Origin of the sequence: Methanobrevibacter sp. TLL-48-HuF1 (genome assembly GCF_023617305.1) — an archaeon.
Lineage (GTDB): Archaea > Methanobacteriota > Methanobacteria > Methanobacteriales > Methanobacteriaceae > Methanocatella > Methanocatella intestini.
Genome location: NZ_CP081485.1, coordinates 61,734 through 77,144, shown reverse-complemented (window position 1 = coordinate 77,144; position 15,411 = coordinate 61,734). Strand labels below are relative to the sequence as shown.

19 protein-coding genes are annotated in these 15,411 nt (G+C 26.5%); 3 read left to right on the top strand and 16 right to left on the bottom strand.

Going from position 1 to position 15,411, the window contains the following annotated elements:
• The first annotated feature begins 90 nt into the window (after positions 1 to 90).
• Positions 91 to 1,524 (top strand): ATP-binding protein, encoded by a 1,434-nt coding sequence (locus tag K4897_RS00320; RefSeq protein WP_019267115.1) that lies wholly within the window; start codon positions 91 to 93, stop codon positions 1,522 to 1,524.
• A 132-nt stretch (positions 1,525 to 1,656) separates the two neighbouring features.
• Here the strand turns inward: K4897_RS00320 and K4897_RS00315 are convergent, their stop codons facing one another.
• The 6 genes from K4897_RS00315 to K4897_RS00290 all read right to left on the bottom strand — a co-directional run bounded on the left by K4897_RS00315 (position 1,657) and on the right by K4897_RS00290 (position 5,550).
• On the bottom strand, positions 1,657 to 2,025 hold the full coding sequence (locus tag K4897_RS00315) for a DUF4143 domain-containing protein (RefSeq protein WP_250416177.1): 369 nt from the start codon (positions 2,023 to 2,025) through the stop codon (positions 1,657 to 1,659).
• A 5-nt stretch (positions 2,026 to 2,030) separates the two neighbouring features.
• Positions 2,031 to 2,345 (bottom strand): hypothetical protein, encoded by a 315-nt coding sequence (locus K4897_RS00310; protein WP_250416175.1) that lies wholly within the window; start codon positions 2,343 to 2,345, stop codon positions 2,031 to 2,033.
• A gap of 78 nt (positions 2,346 to 2,423) precedes the next feature.
• Positions 2,424 to 2,945, bottom strand: coding sequence for an AAA family ATPase (locus tag K4897_RS00305; RefSeq protein WP_250416173.1), 522 nt, complete (start codon positions 2,943 to 2,945; stop codon positions 2,424 to 2,426).
• Positions 2,946 to 3,049: 104 nt separating this feature from the next.
• On the bottom strand, positions 3,050 to 3,703 hold the full coding sequence (locus K4897_RS00300; protein ID WP_019268305.1) for a tetratricopeptide repeat protein: 654 nt from the start codon (positions 3,701 to 3,703) through the stop codon (positions 3,050 to 3,052).
• Between the two features lie 70 nt (positions 3,704 to 3,773).
• On the bottom strand, positions 3,774 to 5,018 hold the full coding sequence (locus K4897_RS00295) for a peptide transporter (RefSeq protein WP_094516490.1): 1,245 nt from the start codon (positions 5,016 to 5,018) through the stop codon (positions 3,774 to 3,776).
• A gap of 10 nt (positions 5,019 to 5,028) precedes the next feature.
• Positions 5,029 to 5,550, bottom strand: a complete 522-nt coding sequence (locus K4897_RS00290) for a tetratricopeptide repeat protein (RefSeq protein ID WP_019265585.1) — start codon at positions 5,548 to 5,550, stop codon at positions 5,029 to 5,031.
• 248 nt (positions 5,551 to 5,798) lie between these two features.
• On the opposite strand from K4897_RS00290, the gene K4897_RS00285 reads away from it, so the two are divergent.
• Positions 5,799 to 6,716, top strand: a complete 918-nt coding sequence (locus K4897_RS00285) for a hypothetical protein (RefSeq protein WP_250416171.1) — start codon at positions 5,799 to 5,801, stop codon at positions 6,714 to 6,716.
• A gap of 22 nt (positions 6,717 to 6,738) precedes the next feature.
• Positions 6,739 to 7,677 carry a zinc ribbon domain-containing protein gene (locus tag K4897_RS00280; RefSeq protein WP_250416169.1) on the top strand — a complete coding sequence of 313 codons (939 nt, stop codon included), beginning with the start codon at positions 6,739 to 6,741 and terminating at the stop codon, positions 7,675 to 7,677.
• Here K4897_RS00280 and K4897_RS00275 read toward each other — a convergent pair.
• The 10 genes from K4897_RS00275 to K4897_RS00230 form a co-directional block, all read right to left on the bottom strand.
• Entirely contained in the window at positions 7,671 to 8,978 is a 1,308-nt protein-coding gene (locus K4897_RS00275; RefSeq protein ID WP_250416167.1) for an SAP domain-containing protein, read from the bottom strand. The genes K4897_RS00280 and K4897_RS00275 overlap by 7 nt on opposite strands.
• A 25-nt stretch (positions 8,979 to 9,003) precedes the next feature.
• Complete coding sequence (locus tag K4897_RS00270; protein WP_019265580.1) at positions 9,004 to 9,162, bottom strand: hypothetical protein; 159 nt, start codon at positions 9,160 to 9,162, stop codon at positions 9,004 to 9,006.
• Between the two features lie 47 nt (positions 9,163 to 9,209).
• On the bottom strand, positions 9,210 to 9,686 hold the full coding sequence (locus K4897_RS00265; RefSeq protein WP_004033774.1) for a zinc ribbon domain-containing protein: 477 nt from the start codon (positions 9,684 to 9,686) through the stop codon (positions 9,210 to 9,212).
• Positions 9,687 to 9,715: 29 nt separating this feature from the next.
• Positions 9,716 to 10,255 (bottom strand): zinc ribbon domain-containing protein, encoded by a 540-nt coding sequence (locus tag K4897_RS00260; RefSeq protein WP_250416165.1) that lies wholly within the window; start codon positions 10,253 to 10,255, stop codon positions 9,716 to 9,718.
• A 129-nt stretch (positions 10,256 to 10,384) separates the two neighbouring features.
• Positions 10,385 to 11,008: a hypothetical protein gene (locus K4897_RS00255; protein ID WP_250416164.1), complete on the bottom strand. Its 624-nt coding sequence runs from the start codon at positions 11,006 to 11,008 to the stop codon at positions 10,385 to 10,387.
• A gap of 116 nt (positions 11,009 to 11,124) precedes the next feature.
• Positions 11,125 to 11,886 carry a zinc ribbon domain-containing protein gene (locus K4897_RS00250; RefSeq protein WP_019265575.1) on the bottom strand — a complete coding sequence of 254 codons (762 nt, stop codon included), beginning with the start codon at positions 11,884 to 11,886 and terminating at the stop codon, positions 11,125 to 11,127.
• Between the two features lie 20 nt (positions 11,887 to 11,906).
• Positions 11,907 to 12,440, bottom strand: coding sequence for a hypothetical protein (locus K4897_RS00245; RefSeq protein ID WP_019265574.1), 534 nt, complete (start codon positions 12,438 to 12,440; stop codon positions 11,907 to 11,909).
• A 10-nt stretch (positions 12,441 to 12,450) separates the two neighbouring features.
• Positions 12,451 to 13,239 (bottom strand): ABC transporter substrate-binding protein, encoded by a 789-nt coding sequence (locus K4897_RS00240; RefSeq protein ID WP_250416162.1) that lies wholly within the window; start codon positions 13,237 to 13,239, stop codon positions 12,451 to 12,453.
• Positions 13,240 to 13,568: 329 nt separating this feature from the next.
• A complete protein-coding gene (locus K4897_RS00235; protein ID WP_250416161.1) occupies positions 13,569 to 14,558 on the bottom strand; it encodes a hypothetical protein in 990 nt (329 codons plus the stop codon).
• Complete coding sequence (locus K4897_RS00230) at positions 14,548 to 14,775, bottom strand: hypothetical protein (protein WP_250416159.1); 228 nt, start codon at positions 14,773 to 14,775, stop codon at positions 14,548 to 14,550. The genes K4897_RS00235 and K4897_RS00230 overlap by 11 nt, the downstream gene beginning before the upstream one ends.
• Positions 14,776 to 15,411 lie beyond the last annotated feature (636 nt).

Below are 15,411 nucleotides of genomic sequence, written 5' to 3'. Positions count from 1 at the left end.
CAGTATATAAAAGGTCGGTCAAAAAAATAACCAACTATATATAAAAGGTCGGTCAAAAAAATAACCAACTACTTGAAAAAGCTGATAAAAATGGAAATTGAAACACAATCATATATTACAAATTTACTTAAGACAAACCCTAAAATAGTTGAAAATAATTTAAACTATAATGATAAAAAATTTAACAAAAAAAAAGAATATTACCAACTTAAAGAACATATTGACACATTTTTAGAAAAAGAAAGTGATGACCGATTTTTTATAATGCCCGGATTAAGAGGTGTTGGGAAAACAACAATCATATACCAATTATTCAGTTATCTGCTTAATGAAAAACAAATTCCAAAAAACAGAATATTATATCTTAATTTAGAAAACCTAAAAGATGTTCCTAACTTTAATATTAAAGAATACATTGATGTTTTCCTAAAAGATGTAAATGAAGCATATCCAACGGTAAAAAATAAGGTATTCATATTTGTAGATGAATCACAATATTCAAAAAATTGGGCATCTTTAGGTAAAATAATATTTGATGAAGATAAAAATGTTTTCATGATTTTTACAGGATCAGATGCATTGAATTTAGAGTATAACAATGATTCAGCTAGAAGATCTCTTAAAAAAGAAATTTATCCATTAAATTTTGCAGAATATCTTTATTTAAAATATGATATTAATTATCCGGACATGTTAAGTGAAACTTTTAGAGACATGATTTTTACAGGAAAAGTCGAAAAATCTCAAAAAATCGAAAATATGATGTATAATCAAAATCTAATAAATTTAAACCAGAATTACTTAAAAGAATGGGAATATTATATTCAATATGGATGTTTTCCATTTACTTTAAATAGAACAGAAGAATCAATTGTGCAATTGACTTTGGATATGAAAGACAGAATAATTGAAAAAGACCTTGATATAATAACTTCTTTTACAACTCCAATACGTTTAGCTACATACAAATTAATAAATATTATAGCAATGTCAAAACCTTCAGAGTTATCATCCAATAAACTATCCAATATATTAAATATTTCAAAAACTTCCATACAATCAATATTTCAGGCATTGGAAAAAACACATTTATTATTTCATGTTGAACCTTATGGATCTTGTGTTAAAAGACAGCGAAAATCCTGGGAATATTACTTCTTAACTAGTCAAATAAAAGCAAGTATCTATATAAAAAATGGATTAGCTACACAAAATCCAAAAGAATACATTGCAAACCTTTCTGAAAATCTTGTTGCAGCTAGTTTATTTAAACTGCAGCAAAACAGAGATTTTGGAATATTTTATGACCCTGAAAAAGGTGGAGTAGACTTTCTGTTAAACACTATAATGGGAGATATAATTCCTATAGAAGTTGGAATTGGTGCTAAAAATACAAAACAGGTTAAAAAAGCTATTTCAAGATACAACTCTGATTATGGAATTATAGTTTCAAATAAAAGCAGCAGAATTCAAAAAGAAGATAATATAATAAGCATTCCCCTTTCTACATTTTCATTTATGTAGTTTCATATGTAAGAAAAGGTTCTTAATGGAATATAAATAATATTATTTTCCTTTTTTATGCTAAATGTTCTATTAGATATTAAAATACCATAATCAGAATTATAATTATTAATTGCTTTTGTTAATTGACTTTTAGTTTTTTTTACCTACACCCACTTCAATCGGAATTATTTTATCAATATTTCTTACTAAAAAATCAACACCTGACTTTTTAGGATCATAAAATAAACCTATAAAATTATGACATAACAATTTTAGTTTATATAATGATGATGCAACTAAAGTTTCAGCTAATGTGGATAAACATTTTTTACTATTTAAATTATATCTTCCAATTTCAAAATTAATTGATGCTTTAATGGATGGAGCTAAAAAGAAATACTTCCAGGGTTTTTTAATAATTTTACTTCCAGTACCATAAGCAGTTATGGGAAATAATAATTGTGTTTTTTCTAAAACATTTAAGATATTATTAATTGTATTTGGAGAAACACCTAACATTTGAGCTATTTAACATTTGAAGTTCCACCAGGTTTTTGCATAGCAATATATGTAACAATTCGTGATATAGTATCATTAGTAGAACTATTAAATGTTTTTAAAGAAGAAATATCTTTTTCAATTATTCTATTTATATTATTTATAGTTTTTTCATGAATTTGAAAATCTTGCATTTTTAAAGAAAATGGGAATGAATGTTGTGTTAAAAACTTTTTGAATTCAATATATGGATCATTATTTAAGTTAATCATACTTTCTTGGATTTTTCTTTCATTAGTTATAGTTAAATCAACATTTCCATTTAGTATTAAATCTTGCAATGCAAAAGACATCTCCTTTGGAAAATGTATGTTCTGTTTTAAAAAAAGATATTCTGGAAATGTACATGGAAATATTGGTTATTTTTCCATTCTTCTAATTGCATCAGCATGAATTTGTAATTCAATAGCAGATAAACCAGTAAAAATCATAAAAATATTATTGTTATTATCATATACTATTTTACCAGTTAATGCCCAATTTTTATCAAAATGAACTTCATCAATTAATAAGAATATTGGTTTATTTAATTCCACCATTGTTGTTTGATGTATGTTTTCAATAAAATTAGTTATTACATCCAATATATTAACATCATAAAAACTTTTCAACTCACTTACATCAAAATAAAGAATATCTGAATTAGGAACATCATTTTTAATTAAATATTCATACAATTGCAATAAAATTGTTGTTTTACCTACTCCTCTAAGACCAGGCATTACAATAAATCTATTTTGATTATTGCCATTTAAAAAGTTGTCAATGTATTCTTTTATTCTGAAATAATCAGTACGATGATTTAATTTTTTATTATTTGAGGATAATTTAGAAGATATAATTTTAGGCATTAATCTTTGTTTAGCTAAAATATATTGCATTAATTCTTCTTATAATTTCATAGTTTTACCTCCCAATTTTTATAGCCTATTATATTTTCATACTATTTTTCGTATAAGATACAATAATGAAAAAAATAAAATAGCTATTTTTGAGCTATTTTATATTTAATCAATTGTTTTAATCCATTTGCATCACAATTTTCAGGTTCTAATTCCAATGCATAATTACAATATTTTAAAGCTTCTTCATATTTATTTAATATTAACAATGATGCTGATTTAAAAAATAAAACATTAAAGTTATTAGTTACTTCCAGGATTTTATCATAGCACTCAATAGCTTCATTATAAATGTTTAGTTTATATAATGTGGTGGCTTTTGCATATATTATTACTAAATCATTTGGTTCTAATTCTAGGAGTTTATCACAGGTTTTCAATGCTTCTGTATACTTGGTGAGTTCAAATTGGGCTGAGAATTTAATAGCTAATGCGTTAAAATTGTTTTTGTCTTTTTTTAATATTTTATTGCATTCTTTTATCGTTTCATCGTATTTTCCGTGTTCATACAACTCTGCAAGTTTAAGATTAACATTTAATTTTTCTTCGTACTTGTTTATCAGATTACTGTCTTCAAATGAGTTTAAATAATGTATACAAATTATTTTTCCAATTGTAGCCAGATTGTTGGTAGGATTTATATTTAACACACATTCAAAACCGTCAAGCGCTTTATAATAATCCTTTTTGTTTAATAATTTATTTGCTTCAATCAATGCAGATATTATTACATCCATATGCATCACACCTATTTAATTATTAAATAAAGAAATATTAAACCTTATTGTTATATTTAAAGACAATTTTTCAGTTTCGAGTCAATATTTCACCCCCATTACAATTAAGTGCTCTATACAATGCTTTTGGAGCTTCATCAATATCACCTAATAAATAAACGGCATTCATCATTAAAGCTGCAGCTTCTTCATTATCCTTATCAACATCCAAAACATCATAACAAAGATTTAAACATTCTCTATATTCCATACAGTGAAATCTATTAATTGCTTTTTTAAGAGAACCGTCAACTTTATCGTTAGCTATTTCCAAATCAAAAATTAAATCCTGAACTTCCTTTGCTTCGATCAATCTGTCCAGTTCAAGTAAAGCACAGAATTTATTTTTCCATAAATGTGTATTTGTGTTATTAATCTTCAATCCTTCATCAACACATGCCAATGCCTCTTCATATTTTTCCATTTCCATTAAACATTCAGATTTTGATATTAAAGTTATAATATTTGATTTATCTTTTTTTAAAGATTTATTTAATATTTCAAGAGCTTTAGGGAATCTTTCAAGTTTCATAAACATACATGCTTTAGCATTTAGTGTAACACTATCTGCATCATCACTGATCTTATCCAAATATTCAACGGATTCATCAGTTCTGTCAAGATTATATAAGAATGTAGCTATTGAAATAAGAACTGCATCATCATCAGGATTATCTTTCAAATCATCAAAGCACAACCCCAATTCTTTTTCATAAATTTCTGCCGGAATAGTCTCATCAATCTGATCTTTTGGCAGATAGATTGCAAATTTATTAAATGTCTTTAAATTTGAAATTGTTTTTTCCACTTCATTTGCATCATTTTTGCGGTTTAATTCTTCTAAAGCCAATTTTTTATTAGTTAAAACATCAAGATTATCTCCAAAACTTTCCAAGTATTCATCAGCTGTTTTAATTACCTCTTCAAACTTTTCTAAAAGAAATAAACAGTCAACTTTTAAATCCAAAATGCTTTTGTTATAATCAGCATCTAAAATTTCATTAAACAGCTCTAAAGCTTCATTATAATAATCCAAATCCATATAAACAATTGCTTTTACTTCTTTTAATTCTATATTTTCACCATTTGGCGCATTTTTTAATAATTTAAGTGATTTTTGTTTTTCATCAATGAAATAAAACATTGATGCAACAATAATTCTTAGTCTCACATCATCAGGTGATTCTCTTAAAAGATTACACCATGCAGGTATTTGTTTTTTTAATTCTTCCTTGTCAATATCCTCTTTTCTGAATTCCTTTATTTGATGTTCCATATTATTAACCTCAGATATTGCAATTTAAACCTAATCTTAAAAGTTTTTCTTTAACTTTTAAAGCTTCTTTTGTGCTGTTAAGTTCAACTAAAGAACAGAACTTATTTATTAAGATAGATTGATGGTTTTTATCAATTTTCAAGGCTACATTGGCAGTATCTACAACTTCATTAAAACGTTTTAATTGAAAAAGGCATTCAGTTTTATAGTAAAGTGCACTGATATTGCCGTTATCCACTTTCAAAACTTCGTTTAACAATTCCAGTGCCTGTTTATAGTTTTCCAGTCCCATTAAAATAACAGCTTTTAACTCTATAATAGAAACATTTCTAATATTTTCAATCTGATTTAAACAATTAAGAGATTCATTTAATTTACCTAGTTTATATAATAAAACAGATTTCCCAACAATGGTAGCTTCATCATCAGGATTTTCTTTTAAATCTTCATCAAATTTCAAAATTGCATTTTCAATATCTGCTTTCTTTTCTAAATTTTTACCATTAATTCTAATATTCAAATAGGAGTTCATATCTAAAACACCTCTACTCTAATCTTGGTAATAAGAAATATAAAAGCTTATTGTTAAATTTAAAGACAATTTAACCAGTAAAAAACAATTTAACAAAGTATAAACAATATTTATTTTAAATTAAAAATAATATTTATTTAACTTTAAAATATTGATTTCAGCCTTAAAAATTGTTCTTTTTTACAACAAAGCATTTAAATACTTGATATATCATAATAATTGCTATAAAAATTGATTAGCGTGATAACATGTCGAATCAGGCAGAAGACAAACTGTTTAAATATGCTGCAAAAGAAGACGGATTTAGTTTTATAAATTTAATTGAAGAATTAAATTCAGACATGAAAAAATATGACTTTGAATCTGAAAATTTAATATTCAACCCAACAGAATTAATAGAACTTGATCCTACCGTCTATAAATCAGATATGATAATGGAATTGGATAATATAATAGTAATAACTGAATTTCAATCAACAGTAGTAAAAAAATTCGATGAAAAAAGATATCGTTTATATACAGCAATTGTTGATTATGCAAAGCAAAACAACAAACCAATACTTTTAATAGTATTTAGTACAGCTGAAAAAACAAAAATTAAACAATATAAATTAAATAAGGACTGTGTATTTACAATTCCAATAATATCTCTAAAAGATTTTGACGGTGATGAAATTATAAATAATATTGAAAATAAAATAAAAAACAATACAAAAATAACCAGACGGGAATTAATATATCTATCACTAGCTCCATTTATGAGTTCAAGAAATCCTCTTGATGAGCAAATAGAAAAAACTGTGCAAACACTAAATAAAGTACGAAATTCCATAGGAAGTACTAAGAATTTTGCTTTTGGAATTGAATTTCTAATTGTAGATAAATTTATAAACGAAACATCAAGAAGAAAAAGATTAAGAAACATATTGAGGGATAATATGAGATTAATGGAAGAATATGGGCAAGAAAGATACGATGAAGGATATGAAAAAGGAATTGAAAAAGGAATTAAAAAAGGAATTGAAAAAGGGCATGCTGAGGGAGCTAATAATGAAAAATGGAAAATAGCAAAATCATTATTAACTAGAAACATATCTCCTGAAGACATAGCTATTTCAACAAAATTAAGCATAGAAGAAATAAAACAGCTAAATTTAAAAAATTAAATGGATTAAATAGTGATTAAAAATGACCGAAATATATTGCTCAAAATGTGGAGAAAAAAACTCACCGACAAAAGATTATTGTATCAACTGTGGAAGCGTACTTAGAAAACTTGATAACTTTAAAGTAGGTGATAAAATAACCTCATTTGAAGACATGTTTACACAAAAACACAAAGAGCAATTAAATGAAATACCATTAACCAATGAGATTTATGAACTTATATTGAATAATATATATGAAACAGGTAAAAAATCTCTTAAAAACAAAGGGTCCACAGCTTTAGAAAAAGTAGCTGATGTTGTTGAAGCATATGCCAAATGGTCATATAAATCCAAAGGAGGAGAACTTGGATTTTATAGTGCAAACAATATAAAACTAGATGACCGGCTAAATGATTCAGTACAAATAGCTACACTAATTCATGAGTTATCACACCATCTGCTTGCTGAAATTCATGAACAAATTCTAATGTATTTCTGGGAAGTTGAAAAAACCTATGAAATTGAAGTATTTGTCCAATACATCCTTGCATCTGGAACAGTACATTTAATGAATGAATACTGTGCCCATACTGTTGAAGGAAGATTCATTCCACATGGTTATCAAAATTACGGGTCATTTAATTCAATACTTGAAGAACAGAAAGATGAACTTGATCATGACACAGTTGTTATTTCACTTGTTTTAGGAAATACAATAGCTGAAGACATAATCCATTTACTTGAGCATTTTATTGATGAAGATTTGAGACACGAAATAAAACAGCAATACAATAAAGACCAGTTACCTCCCAGCTATTCTCAGATAGGTATGGAAACTACAGATATGATGGATGGAAACAGCAGAAACGAACTGATTATGGGACCTCTTGCAGGTTCATTTGATGCAGCTATGAAAAATCCGGATTTTAAAAATGTGCTGAATGAATTTTTAGACACTTTTAAATCATTTAATCAGTGAATTTCATTTAAATCTTCACCATTAAATGCTAAAATTAATTTTTTAAAAGTATCTGCTTTTGTGACTGTATAGGAAGGTATTTTAACTTCACTCCATGCTTCATCAAATATTTCCTGAAGTTCATTTAATTCTAATTTTAAACTAGCTATTAAATCATTTCTGGATTTATTAAATTCCAAATTAAAAGAAGGATTATAATAATCACTGTAATCATCACAAATCCAATTATTAGCTTCTAAAATAAAATACTTAATGTGTAATTTAAGTAATTTTAAATCACTGATATTGTCAACTGATATGTTAATGATATGGCCTATAGATGTTTTGTAGTGATCCCATTGTTTATTATTTACAGATTCATTAGCTAAATTAGTATAATACCTATATAAAACATCATAAATAGAATCAGTTACTTTAGATTTCTTAAATAATGACTCGTATTTTTCTAGAGAAATAAATTCATCTAAACTGTTATCATAATAATAGACAATGTATTTATTTTCTTTTAAAAATTTTTCAGCTTCAGATGTTAAAACAAAAGTGCTGTTTTCAAATTCATTATTAATCTCATCATCTGATAAATTTTTACTTATTCTTTCAATCAGTTCATCTTTTTTACCTGAAACTTTCAAATCATACTTTTTTAAAACCTTTTTAATATCTGAAATAGTATAATTAGAAATACTGTAAACAGGATCACCTAATGTGAAATAATTATCTTTAACAGCCTGTTTTTTTAATTTAAACCCGTCAATATTATTAAATACTGGAAACTCAACTTTCCCAGGATTTTCATTGACATATCTTAAAAAACAAACATAAGCATATTTAAAATTAAGGGGATATTTCTCATATAATTTGGCACAATATATCTCATTTAAGTTCAAATCATCATCTTTCGGTGCTTTAATAGCTATTGATTGCATATTTTTAGCACCACATTTATAGCAAAATTTATCTGTTAAAAAAAGGCTGCTTTGACAATTCGGACAAAAAGTTATATTGTCTTTCAGATTTAAAAGGAAAATAAGTTCTTTTTTAGCTATTAATTCTTTAGAGGGTACAACATATTTTGTAATTTCTGGAGCTAACTGTTTTAAAAGATAATTTAATCTAATTGGAATAGCTTCCAAACAACATTCACCAGTAGTTATTTCATGTTTAATCTGATTAATAACAATATTAGCTTCTTTAACTGTTAAATTTAAGGAATTTAAATTATCCATAAATTCCTGGGAAAAATAATCTCCGCCAGTAAGCTCTCTTAATTTATTTTCTTCAGGTGTGTACTCAGAAGTCATTAAAATCAATTAGGTTATTAAATATTTAGAAAAGATATCCTTTGTATACAAGAAATATGAAAACAGCTATTAATATTCCAAGGTTTATATAAGTACTTGTGTCTTTAATCTTCTTTTTTACTAAAATAGCACAATATAAGATAATAGTTATAATATAAATTATTCCAATAATTAACTTAAACATATTTTCTCCTTAAAATGATTTTAGTATTTGAAAATATTTAAGTGTATTTACCTTCTTCTATATGTGGCAGCTATAAAACAGCCAGCTATCGGAGGTATAAAACACATCAATAAATAATATATATTTTGCATTGTGATAATAAATAAAATACCTGGAATTACAGCAACTAAAATACTATTAAGAAATGCATTGTCTGATTTAAATTCAAAAAGAAACCCCGCTGCAAATAAACAAAGAACTAATACAAGCCTACTTGCGAAAAGTATTGCAATTAAAAGGAAGATAAATCCTAAAATAATGGGATAAAGATTAGTTTTATTAAAACTTAACAAATCATCATTATCAGATTTACCATTTATTTTTGCACCGCATTTTTGGCAAAATTTATCTTTTATACTAGTTTCAAAACCGCACTCTGGACAGTAATGTTTATTTTCTTTTGAAGTATGATTAAGTTTAAGTCCGCATTCAGAACAAAAATCATCTCCACTAACTTCATTTCCACACTTTGGACATCTTATCATATTTTGCCTCATGGGTTTAAGCTAAAAATTCACATGAACTTATTGAAAAACATTATATCTTCAACACTTTCACCATTTGTTATTTTTTTAATTGATTTATATGAATCATAAATTGAATATATATGCAAAGTTAAACATGCTAAAATACCTAATAACAATACAATCACAGCTAACATATACCATAGATATCCCAATAGTAGTGTAAATATAGCTACTAATACTACAAGAACTATTTGAGATATTAAAAAGGATATGCCTCTTTTAAATAATCCTAAATAAATATGTCCCGCACCGGTAGTGTATATAGATATTAAAAATGCAGTTCCAGGATTAAAAGTAGCAACAAGATTATTGCCTACCTGATTATTTGCCTTTAATTCATGAGTTCCGCAATTAGAACAAAATGTAGCATTAACATTCATTTCACTTCCACAGTTAGCACAGAATTTTTTTTCTTGAAAATCATTGCTTTTTATTTTTTCATTTTTTTGAGAATGAAGTTTGGATCCGCAATTATTACAAAAAGCAGCATCCCCAACTTCTTTCCCACAAGAAGGACATTTAACCATTTATTCACCATTAACCATTTTTTATTAAAATTTTAGTACAACAATATTTGATTTATTTAATGTTTCATCATTAGTTAAAATATACATGAATTTCTATAATTGATAGAAATCCATAATTCAGTATTTTAATTAAAATATATCATCATCGTAGTCATCGTCTATATCATCATAGTCGTCATCATAATCTGATTCATATTCGTCAAATTCTCCATCACCATCAGTATCATAAGCATAGCTATCTAGTTCACCATCTCCATCTGTATCTACACCAACAGCATCTACGTACCCGTCTCCATCTGTATCTACACCAACGGCATCTGCATAGCCATCCCCGTCAGTATCCATGTAAACGGTGTCAAATTCACCATCTCCATCAGTATCCTCAACAACAGTATCCACATACCCGTCACCATCAGTATCCATGCCAACGGTATCTACGTACCCGTCTCCATCTGTATCTACACCAACAGTATCTGCATAGCCATCCCCGTCAGTATCCATGTAAACGGTGTCAAATTCACCATCTCCATCAGTATCCTCAACAACAGTATCCACATACCCGTCACCATCAGTATCCATGCCAACGGTATCTACGTACCCGTTTCCATCTGTATCTACACCAACAGTATCTGCATACCCGTCCCCGTCAGTATCCATGTAAACGGTGTCATATTGTCCATCACCATCACTATCTTCAACATAACTTTCTTTGTATCCGTCACCATCACTATCTACATATTCTCCATCTGCCATAATATCACTTATCCTGTTTTTAAACTTTTATCATATTTTTTAATAAAAGAAAAATGATTTAATTTTGTTAAATTTTAAATTTGTATTTTGTTGATCATTACACTTTTTACAAATATTCATTCACGATTTTTTTTAAAGGCCTTCACTGATTTGGAAATTCCTAAAACAGAAATATTATCCAATGTAGCTTGCTTAGTTTTGTTTTTATAGAATGTTTCTTCATCAAAAGTACCATTTTGTTTTTCCTGATTAATTTCACTAACAATTCTATTAACCATATTTTGGTAAAACATTACTGCTTTATCATGTGGCATGTCTTTTGTTGGAGTGTAAATTTGAGATGCAACCATACCAACTGCACTACTAGTAGTAGCCATTGCAATTCTTTCTAACATTAGAATATCTTTAATAAATGGATCATCAATAGAATCATATACTTCAATAAATACAGGTTCTATATTTTCAAGATATTCTCTATTTTGATAAAGTTTATATTTAAAAGACTGAAAGGAAACCGTTTTATCTAAAATTTTATTTGCAGTTTTACTTTTTGCAAATAAACCATTCATTTTACCTGAAATTTTATCATCAATGTCAATTATCTTATCAAATGTATCTTTTTCATCAGCATCAGATGTGTACTGATTGTTTGTATTAACATCAATTTCAGAAGTAGGTATTTCAGCTTCATGTTTAAGTATTTTTAAACCGCAATTGGGGCAAAATTTACTCCCACCAACTTCATTTCCACAATTAGGGCAAAAATTCATAGTATTATTTTCTTGAGGATCTATTTCTGGCTTAAGTATTTTTGAACCGCAATTGGGGCAAAATTTACTCTCACCAACTTCATTTTTACAATTAGGGCAAAAAACCATATTAATACACCATATAGCAATTATTCTCTTATAAGTTCAGCATATCTGAAGTTTATATTGTACCAATCTTTATCTATAAAAGTTTGAACCTTCGGTTGGCCTTTTTTATCATATTTTATTGATATAAGAGGTACTTTTTTTGTTTTAGCTTTGTTAGGTTTAGCTTGAGGCCTTTTCTTTTGTCCAGACATTTTTTTCATTTTTGCATCATGTTGATCTTTGTTAAATGTCATATTATCATCAGAAATCATTGATCCTACATTAGCAGCCATCATAACAGGAACACCAACACCAGTAGCCATGCTTGCGGCAGTTAAACCATACATTCCAAGTTTTTTAAGGTTTTTATTTCTTTTTTTAATACGTTTATACTCTACTTTTTGTTCAGGAGTTAAACTTTCAAAATATTCTCTTTCCTTTTTATCTTTTTCTTTTTCTTTTTCAGCCTGATTATCAATTGCATCAAATAAACCTTGAAGTTGTTCATAATTTTGGATTTTTTCATTTTCCAAAGCCTGGTCTTTTAAATTTTTCATATTGTTAAAAAAACCCATTTAAACACCTTTATTTTAGTTTATAACCACATTTATCACAAAATATAAAACTGTTATCTACTACTGAACCACATTTAGGACATTTATTCTCATTTGTTTTTGGAACATTATTATTAATTGCAGAAGTAGCAGTATTTTTTTTATGGTTTTCTGAAATTTCATCAATAGCTTCTTTTGATTTTTCTTTAACATTATTGAATAAATCTTTTGCATCAGCAACATGATCGTTGTCATGTTCTCTTGGAGGTAATTCTACCCTATTGGATTTTAGTTTAGAATTGTTATTTATTGGTTGATTATTTCCAATTTGTTTAGTTTTATTTTGAATTTCTTCTTTTTGTTTTTCTTGAAGTTCTAATTCATCAGTTAATTCTTTAATAACTTCACCATAATCTTTATGTAAATTTTGTTGTATTTTAAGTTGTTCTTCAAGCTCTTTTTTTAATTTATTAACAACATTTTTATGTTGGTCAATATTTTTTTTCATATCTTTTAAAAGATTTTTATGCTTTTGCAAATCCTCTTTTAAAATTTTATTTTGTCTAGATAATGCATCATTTAATGAATTTTGCTGATTAAATTTTGCATCATAATGATTTAATAATCCATCTTGTTTATCAATGATTTTTTCCAATCTTAAACAATATTCTTCATCATCAGCCATAATAAACACTTGCCTATTTAAAACTTCCTGTTTAAGACTATTGAATTCTACTTCAACAATTGTACTTTCATCATATAATTGCTGATACTGTCTTAAAAGTTCTGCTTTACTTGGTTTCAGTATTTTGATTTTCAACAACAGTTTGCACTTTTCCTCTTAACATCTCAAATAATTTAACCTAATTCAAAACTAGGAAGCCTAATTTTTTATTAAAATAGATATATTATATTTTAATTTTGTAAGATATCATATATTAATATTGTTATTAAAAATGGGGATTAATTAATATTTTATAAACAAAAAAGAAATTTATTCAGTCATGGATTTAAAATATCCTGAAAATAATTATATGCTGCATTTCTGAAATTGCACTAAAAACCTAACTTAGTGTATTAGAAGACAAAAAAGGAAGAATATATGAAATAACTAAATTTGGATTGGAAGTTTTAAACCAAATAAAAAAATTATAATCTATGTTTTAAATCATTAATTTTAGTTAAAACTTCTTCATCATGAGTTAAGTTATATAAAACACCATAAAAATACAAGGACTGATTTAAAAGATTTTTCTTTTCAAAATCCAAAGCTAAAAACATTGATATTTCCAAAATATCATCATTAATATTTGCCGGAATATTTTCATCATTTAAAACTTTTTTAATGTCTGTTTCATCAATATGCAGATAGCTGTTTATTAATTGCAGCTCTATTTGTGCCCTCGGATGATTTTCATAGTTTAAACTTTGTTCATATAATGCCTTTGATATGTTACACTTCTTATTTTCATAGTAGCAGTATCCCAAATCCCTATACGCTTTAGCTATTTCTCTTGGATCATAGCTAAACTTTAAAATTTCAACTGCTGTTTTCTTCAAATTATTCAAATCATAATTTCCATCATATAATGCAGATAATGTAGATAAAATCTCACCAGAAACAGGATTATAGGATAGAGCTTTTTTAAGTGCACTTTCAGCCCTGTCAAATTCAGATAAATTCATAAGTACAACACCATACAAGTAAAACACTCTTGGATATTCATCACCAAATGGAATTACTTTCATTTCTTTTGGTGTTTTAAAATATTTCCGGAATAACTCCTCTTCCAAAGGATTATTAAAGTAAAAATAATCAAATTGAGGATCTTCCCTAAATTTAAATGGTAAAATTTCCATAAAGTCTTCAAGCTCTTTTAGGGCTGTTTCAAAATCCCCATAATTCAGATAACTGTAAACTGATTTTATGAATTCATCAACTGGTATATCCTGAATAACAGCTTTTTTATACGCATTTTGTTCTTCATCACTCATCAAATCCCAAAGCAATCTGCCAAGTTCCAAATGGATTTCCTTTGAGTTATGAATCTTAAATTGCTTAATCAGATAAGCTTTATCTTTATCTGTATTTCCAGTTAAATCAGATTTAATTTTAGCTATTATATCATCATAAGACATGTTTTATCATTTTTTTAATTGGATTTTTTGCATTATATTCAGCTATTTGCTTCTCAAATTCTCTTTCCTGAGCTCGTTCTATTGCATCCATTTCAGCTATTTTCTTCTGATAATATTCTTCTTCCCCATAATCATCCATTTCTGATTTAAAATCTGATCCATAAATTTCTGATTCCATTTCAAAAGTTAAATTATCTTCAAAGTCATATTCTTCCATAAATGAACGTTCATCATAATCAGAATTACTGGATTCATCATTATTATCACTAAAATATCAGTTACTTTTATGATTTCACTTACCTTTTTTACAATAATCTTTTTGATTGGGATGCTTAATTAAATTTGCGGATGAAGTCCCAATTACTAGTTGGTTATAACATTTAAATAAACAGTTGTTTAGGTGTATATCGGATGATGATTTCCATAAAATGCAAAATAATATTGCGAAATAAAATATGACATTGTTAATTGTGATGTAAATGTTAATGTTCATGACTTGAGATTGTTCTCCACATTAATTATAAATTTATAAACTAACATAACTTATTAATAACATAACATTGTAGAAAATGTCTCATACTTTTCTCTCTAAACCATACTTTTGTGGCTTTTAGTATTATAATTTATTTCCAAAGTATCAGTACTATCAAGTTAAGTGTTTTTTCTGATTTTTAATTTTAATTTTTTCCATTTTTTTATTTTTTTGTTTATTTTGCTTGTATCGGTGTGTTATTATTTTAATTTTATTTTATTGGGTGTAAGTTTATTTATATTTATTTTTAAGTATTTTATATAGTTAATATTATATATTATTAATTATAAAGTATTATTATCTAATAATATTAGTTTTTAT

Bases quoted from the DNA above. Each gene is read 5' to 3' on its own strand.
- K4897_RS00245 (WP_019265574.1), bottom strand. From the start codon at position 12,440: ATGGGTTTTTTTAACAATATGAAAAATTTAAAAGACCAGGCTTTGGAA.
- K4897_RS00295 (WP_094516490.1), bottom strand. From the start codon at position 5,018: ATGGAACATCAAATAAAGGAATTCAGAAAAGAGGATATTGACAAGGAA.
- K4897_RS00280 (WP_250416169.1), top strand. From the start codon at position 6,739: ATGACCGAAATATATTGCTCAAAATGTGGAGAAAAAAACTCACCGACA.
- K4897_RS00290 (WP_019265585.1), bottom strand. From the start codon at position 5,550: ATGAACTCCTATTTGAATATTAGAATTAATGGTAAAAATTTAGAAAAG.
- K4897_RS00305 (WP_250416173.1), bottom strand. From the start codon at position 2,945: ATGCAATATATTTTAGCTAAACAAAGATTAATGCCTAAAATTATATCT.
- K4897_RS00235 (WP_250416161.1), bottom strand. From the start codon at position 14,558: ATGTCTTATGATGATATAATAGCTAAAATTAAATCTGATTTAACTGGA.
- K4897_RS00285 (WP_250416171.1), top strand. From the start codon at position 5,799: ATGTCGAATCAGGCAGAAGACAAACTGTTTAAATATGCTGCAAAAGAA.
- K4897_RS00320 (WP_019267115.1), top strand. From the start codon at position 91: ATGGAAATTGAAACACAATCATATATTACAAATTTACTTAAGACAAAC.
- K4897_RS00265 (WP_004033774.1), bottom strand. From the start codon at position 9,686: ATGATAAGATGTCCAAAGTGTGGAAATGAAGTTAGTGGAGATGATTTT.
- K4897_RS00250 (WP_019265575.1), bottom strand. From the start codon at position 11,886: ATGGTTTTTTGCCCTAATTGTAAAAATGAAGTTGGTGAGAGTAAATTT.
- K4897_RS00255 (WP_250416164.1), bottom strand. From the start codon at position 11,008: ATGGCAGATGGAGAATATGTAGATAGTGATGGTGACGGATACAAAGAA.
- K4897_RS00300 (WP_019268305.1), bottom strand. From the start codon at position 3,703: ATGGATGTAATAATATCTGCATTGATTGAAGCAAATAAATTATTAAAC.
- K4897_RS00270 (WP_019265580.1), bottom strand. From the start codon at position 9,162: ATGTTTAAGTTAATTATTGGAATAATTTATATTATAACTATTATCTTA.
- K4897_RS00230 (WP_250416159.1), bottom strand. From the start codon at position 14,775: ATGGAAGAATATGACTTTGAAGATAATTTAACTTTTGAAATGGAATCA.
- K4897_RS00275 (WP_250416167.1), bottom strand. From the start codon at position 8,978: ATGACTTCTGAGTACACACCTGAAGAAAATAAATTAAGAGAGCTTACT.
- K4897_RS00315 (WP_250416177.1), bottom strand. From the start codon at position 2,025: ATGTTAGGTGTTTCTCCAAATACAATTAATAATATCTTAAATGTTTTA.
- K4897_RS00260 (WP_250416165.1), bottom strand. From the start codon at position 10,255: ATGGTTAAATGTCCTTCTTGTGGGAAAGAAGTTGGGGATGCTGCTTTT.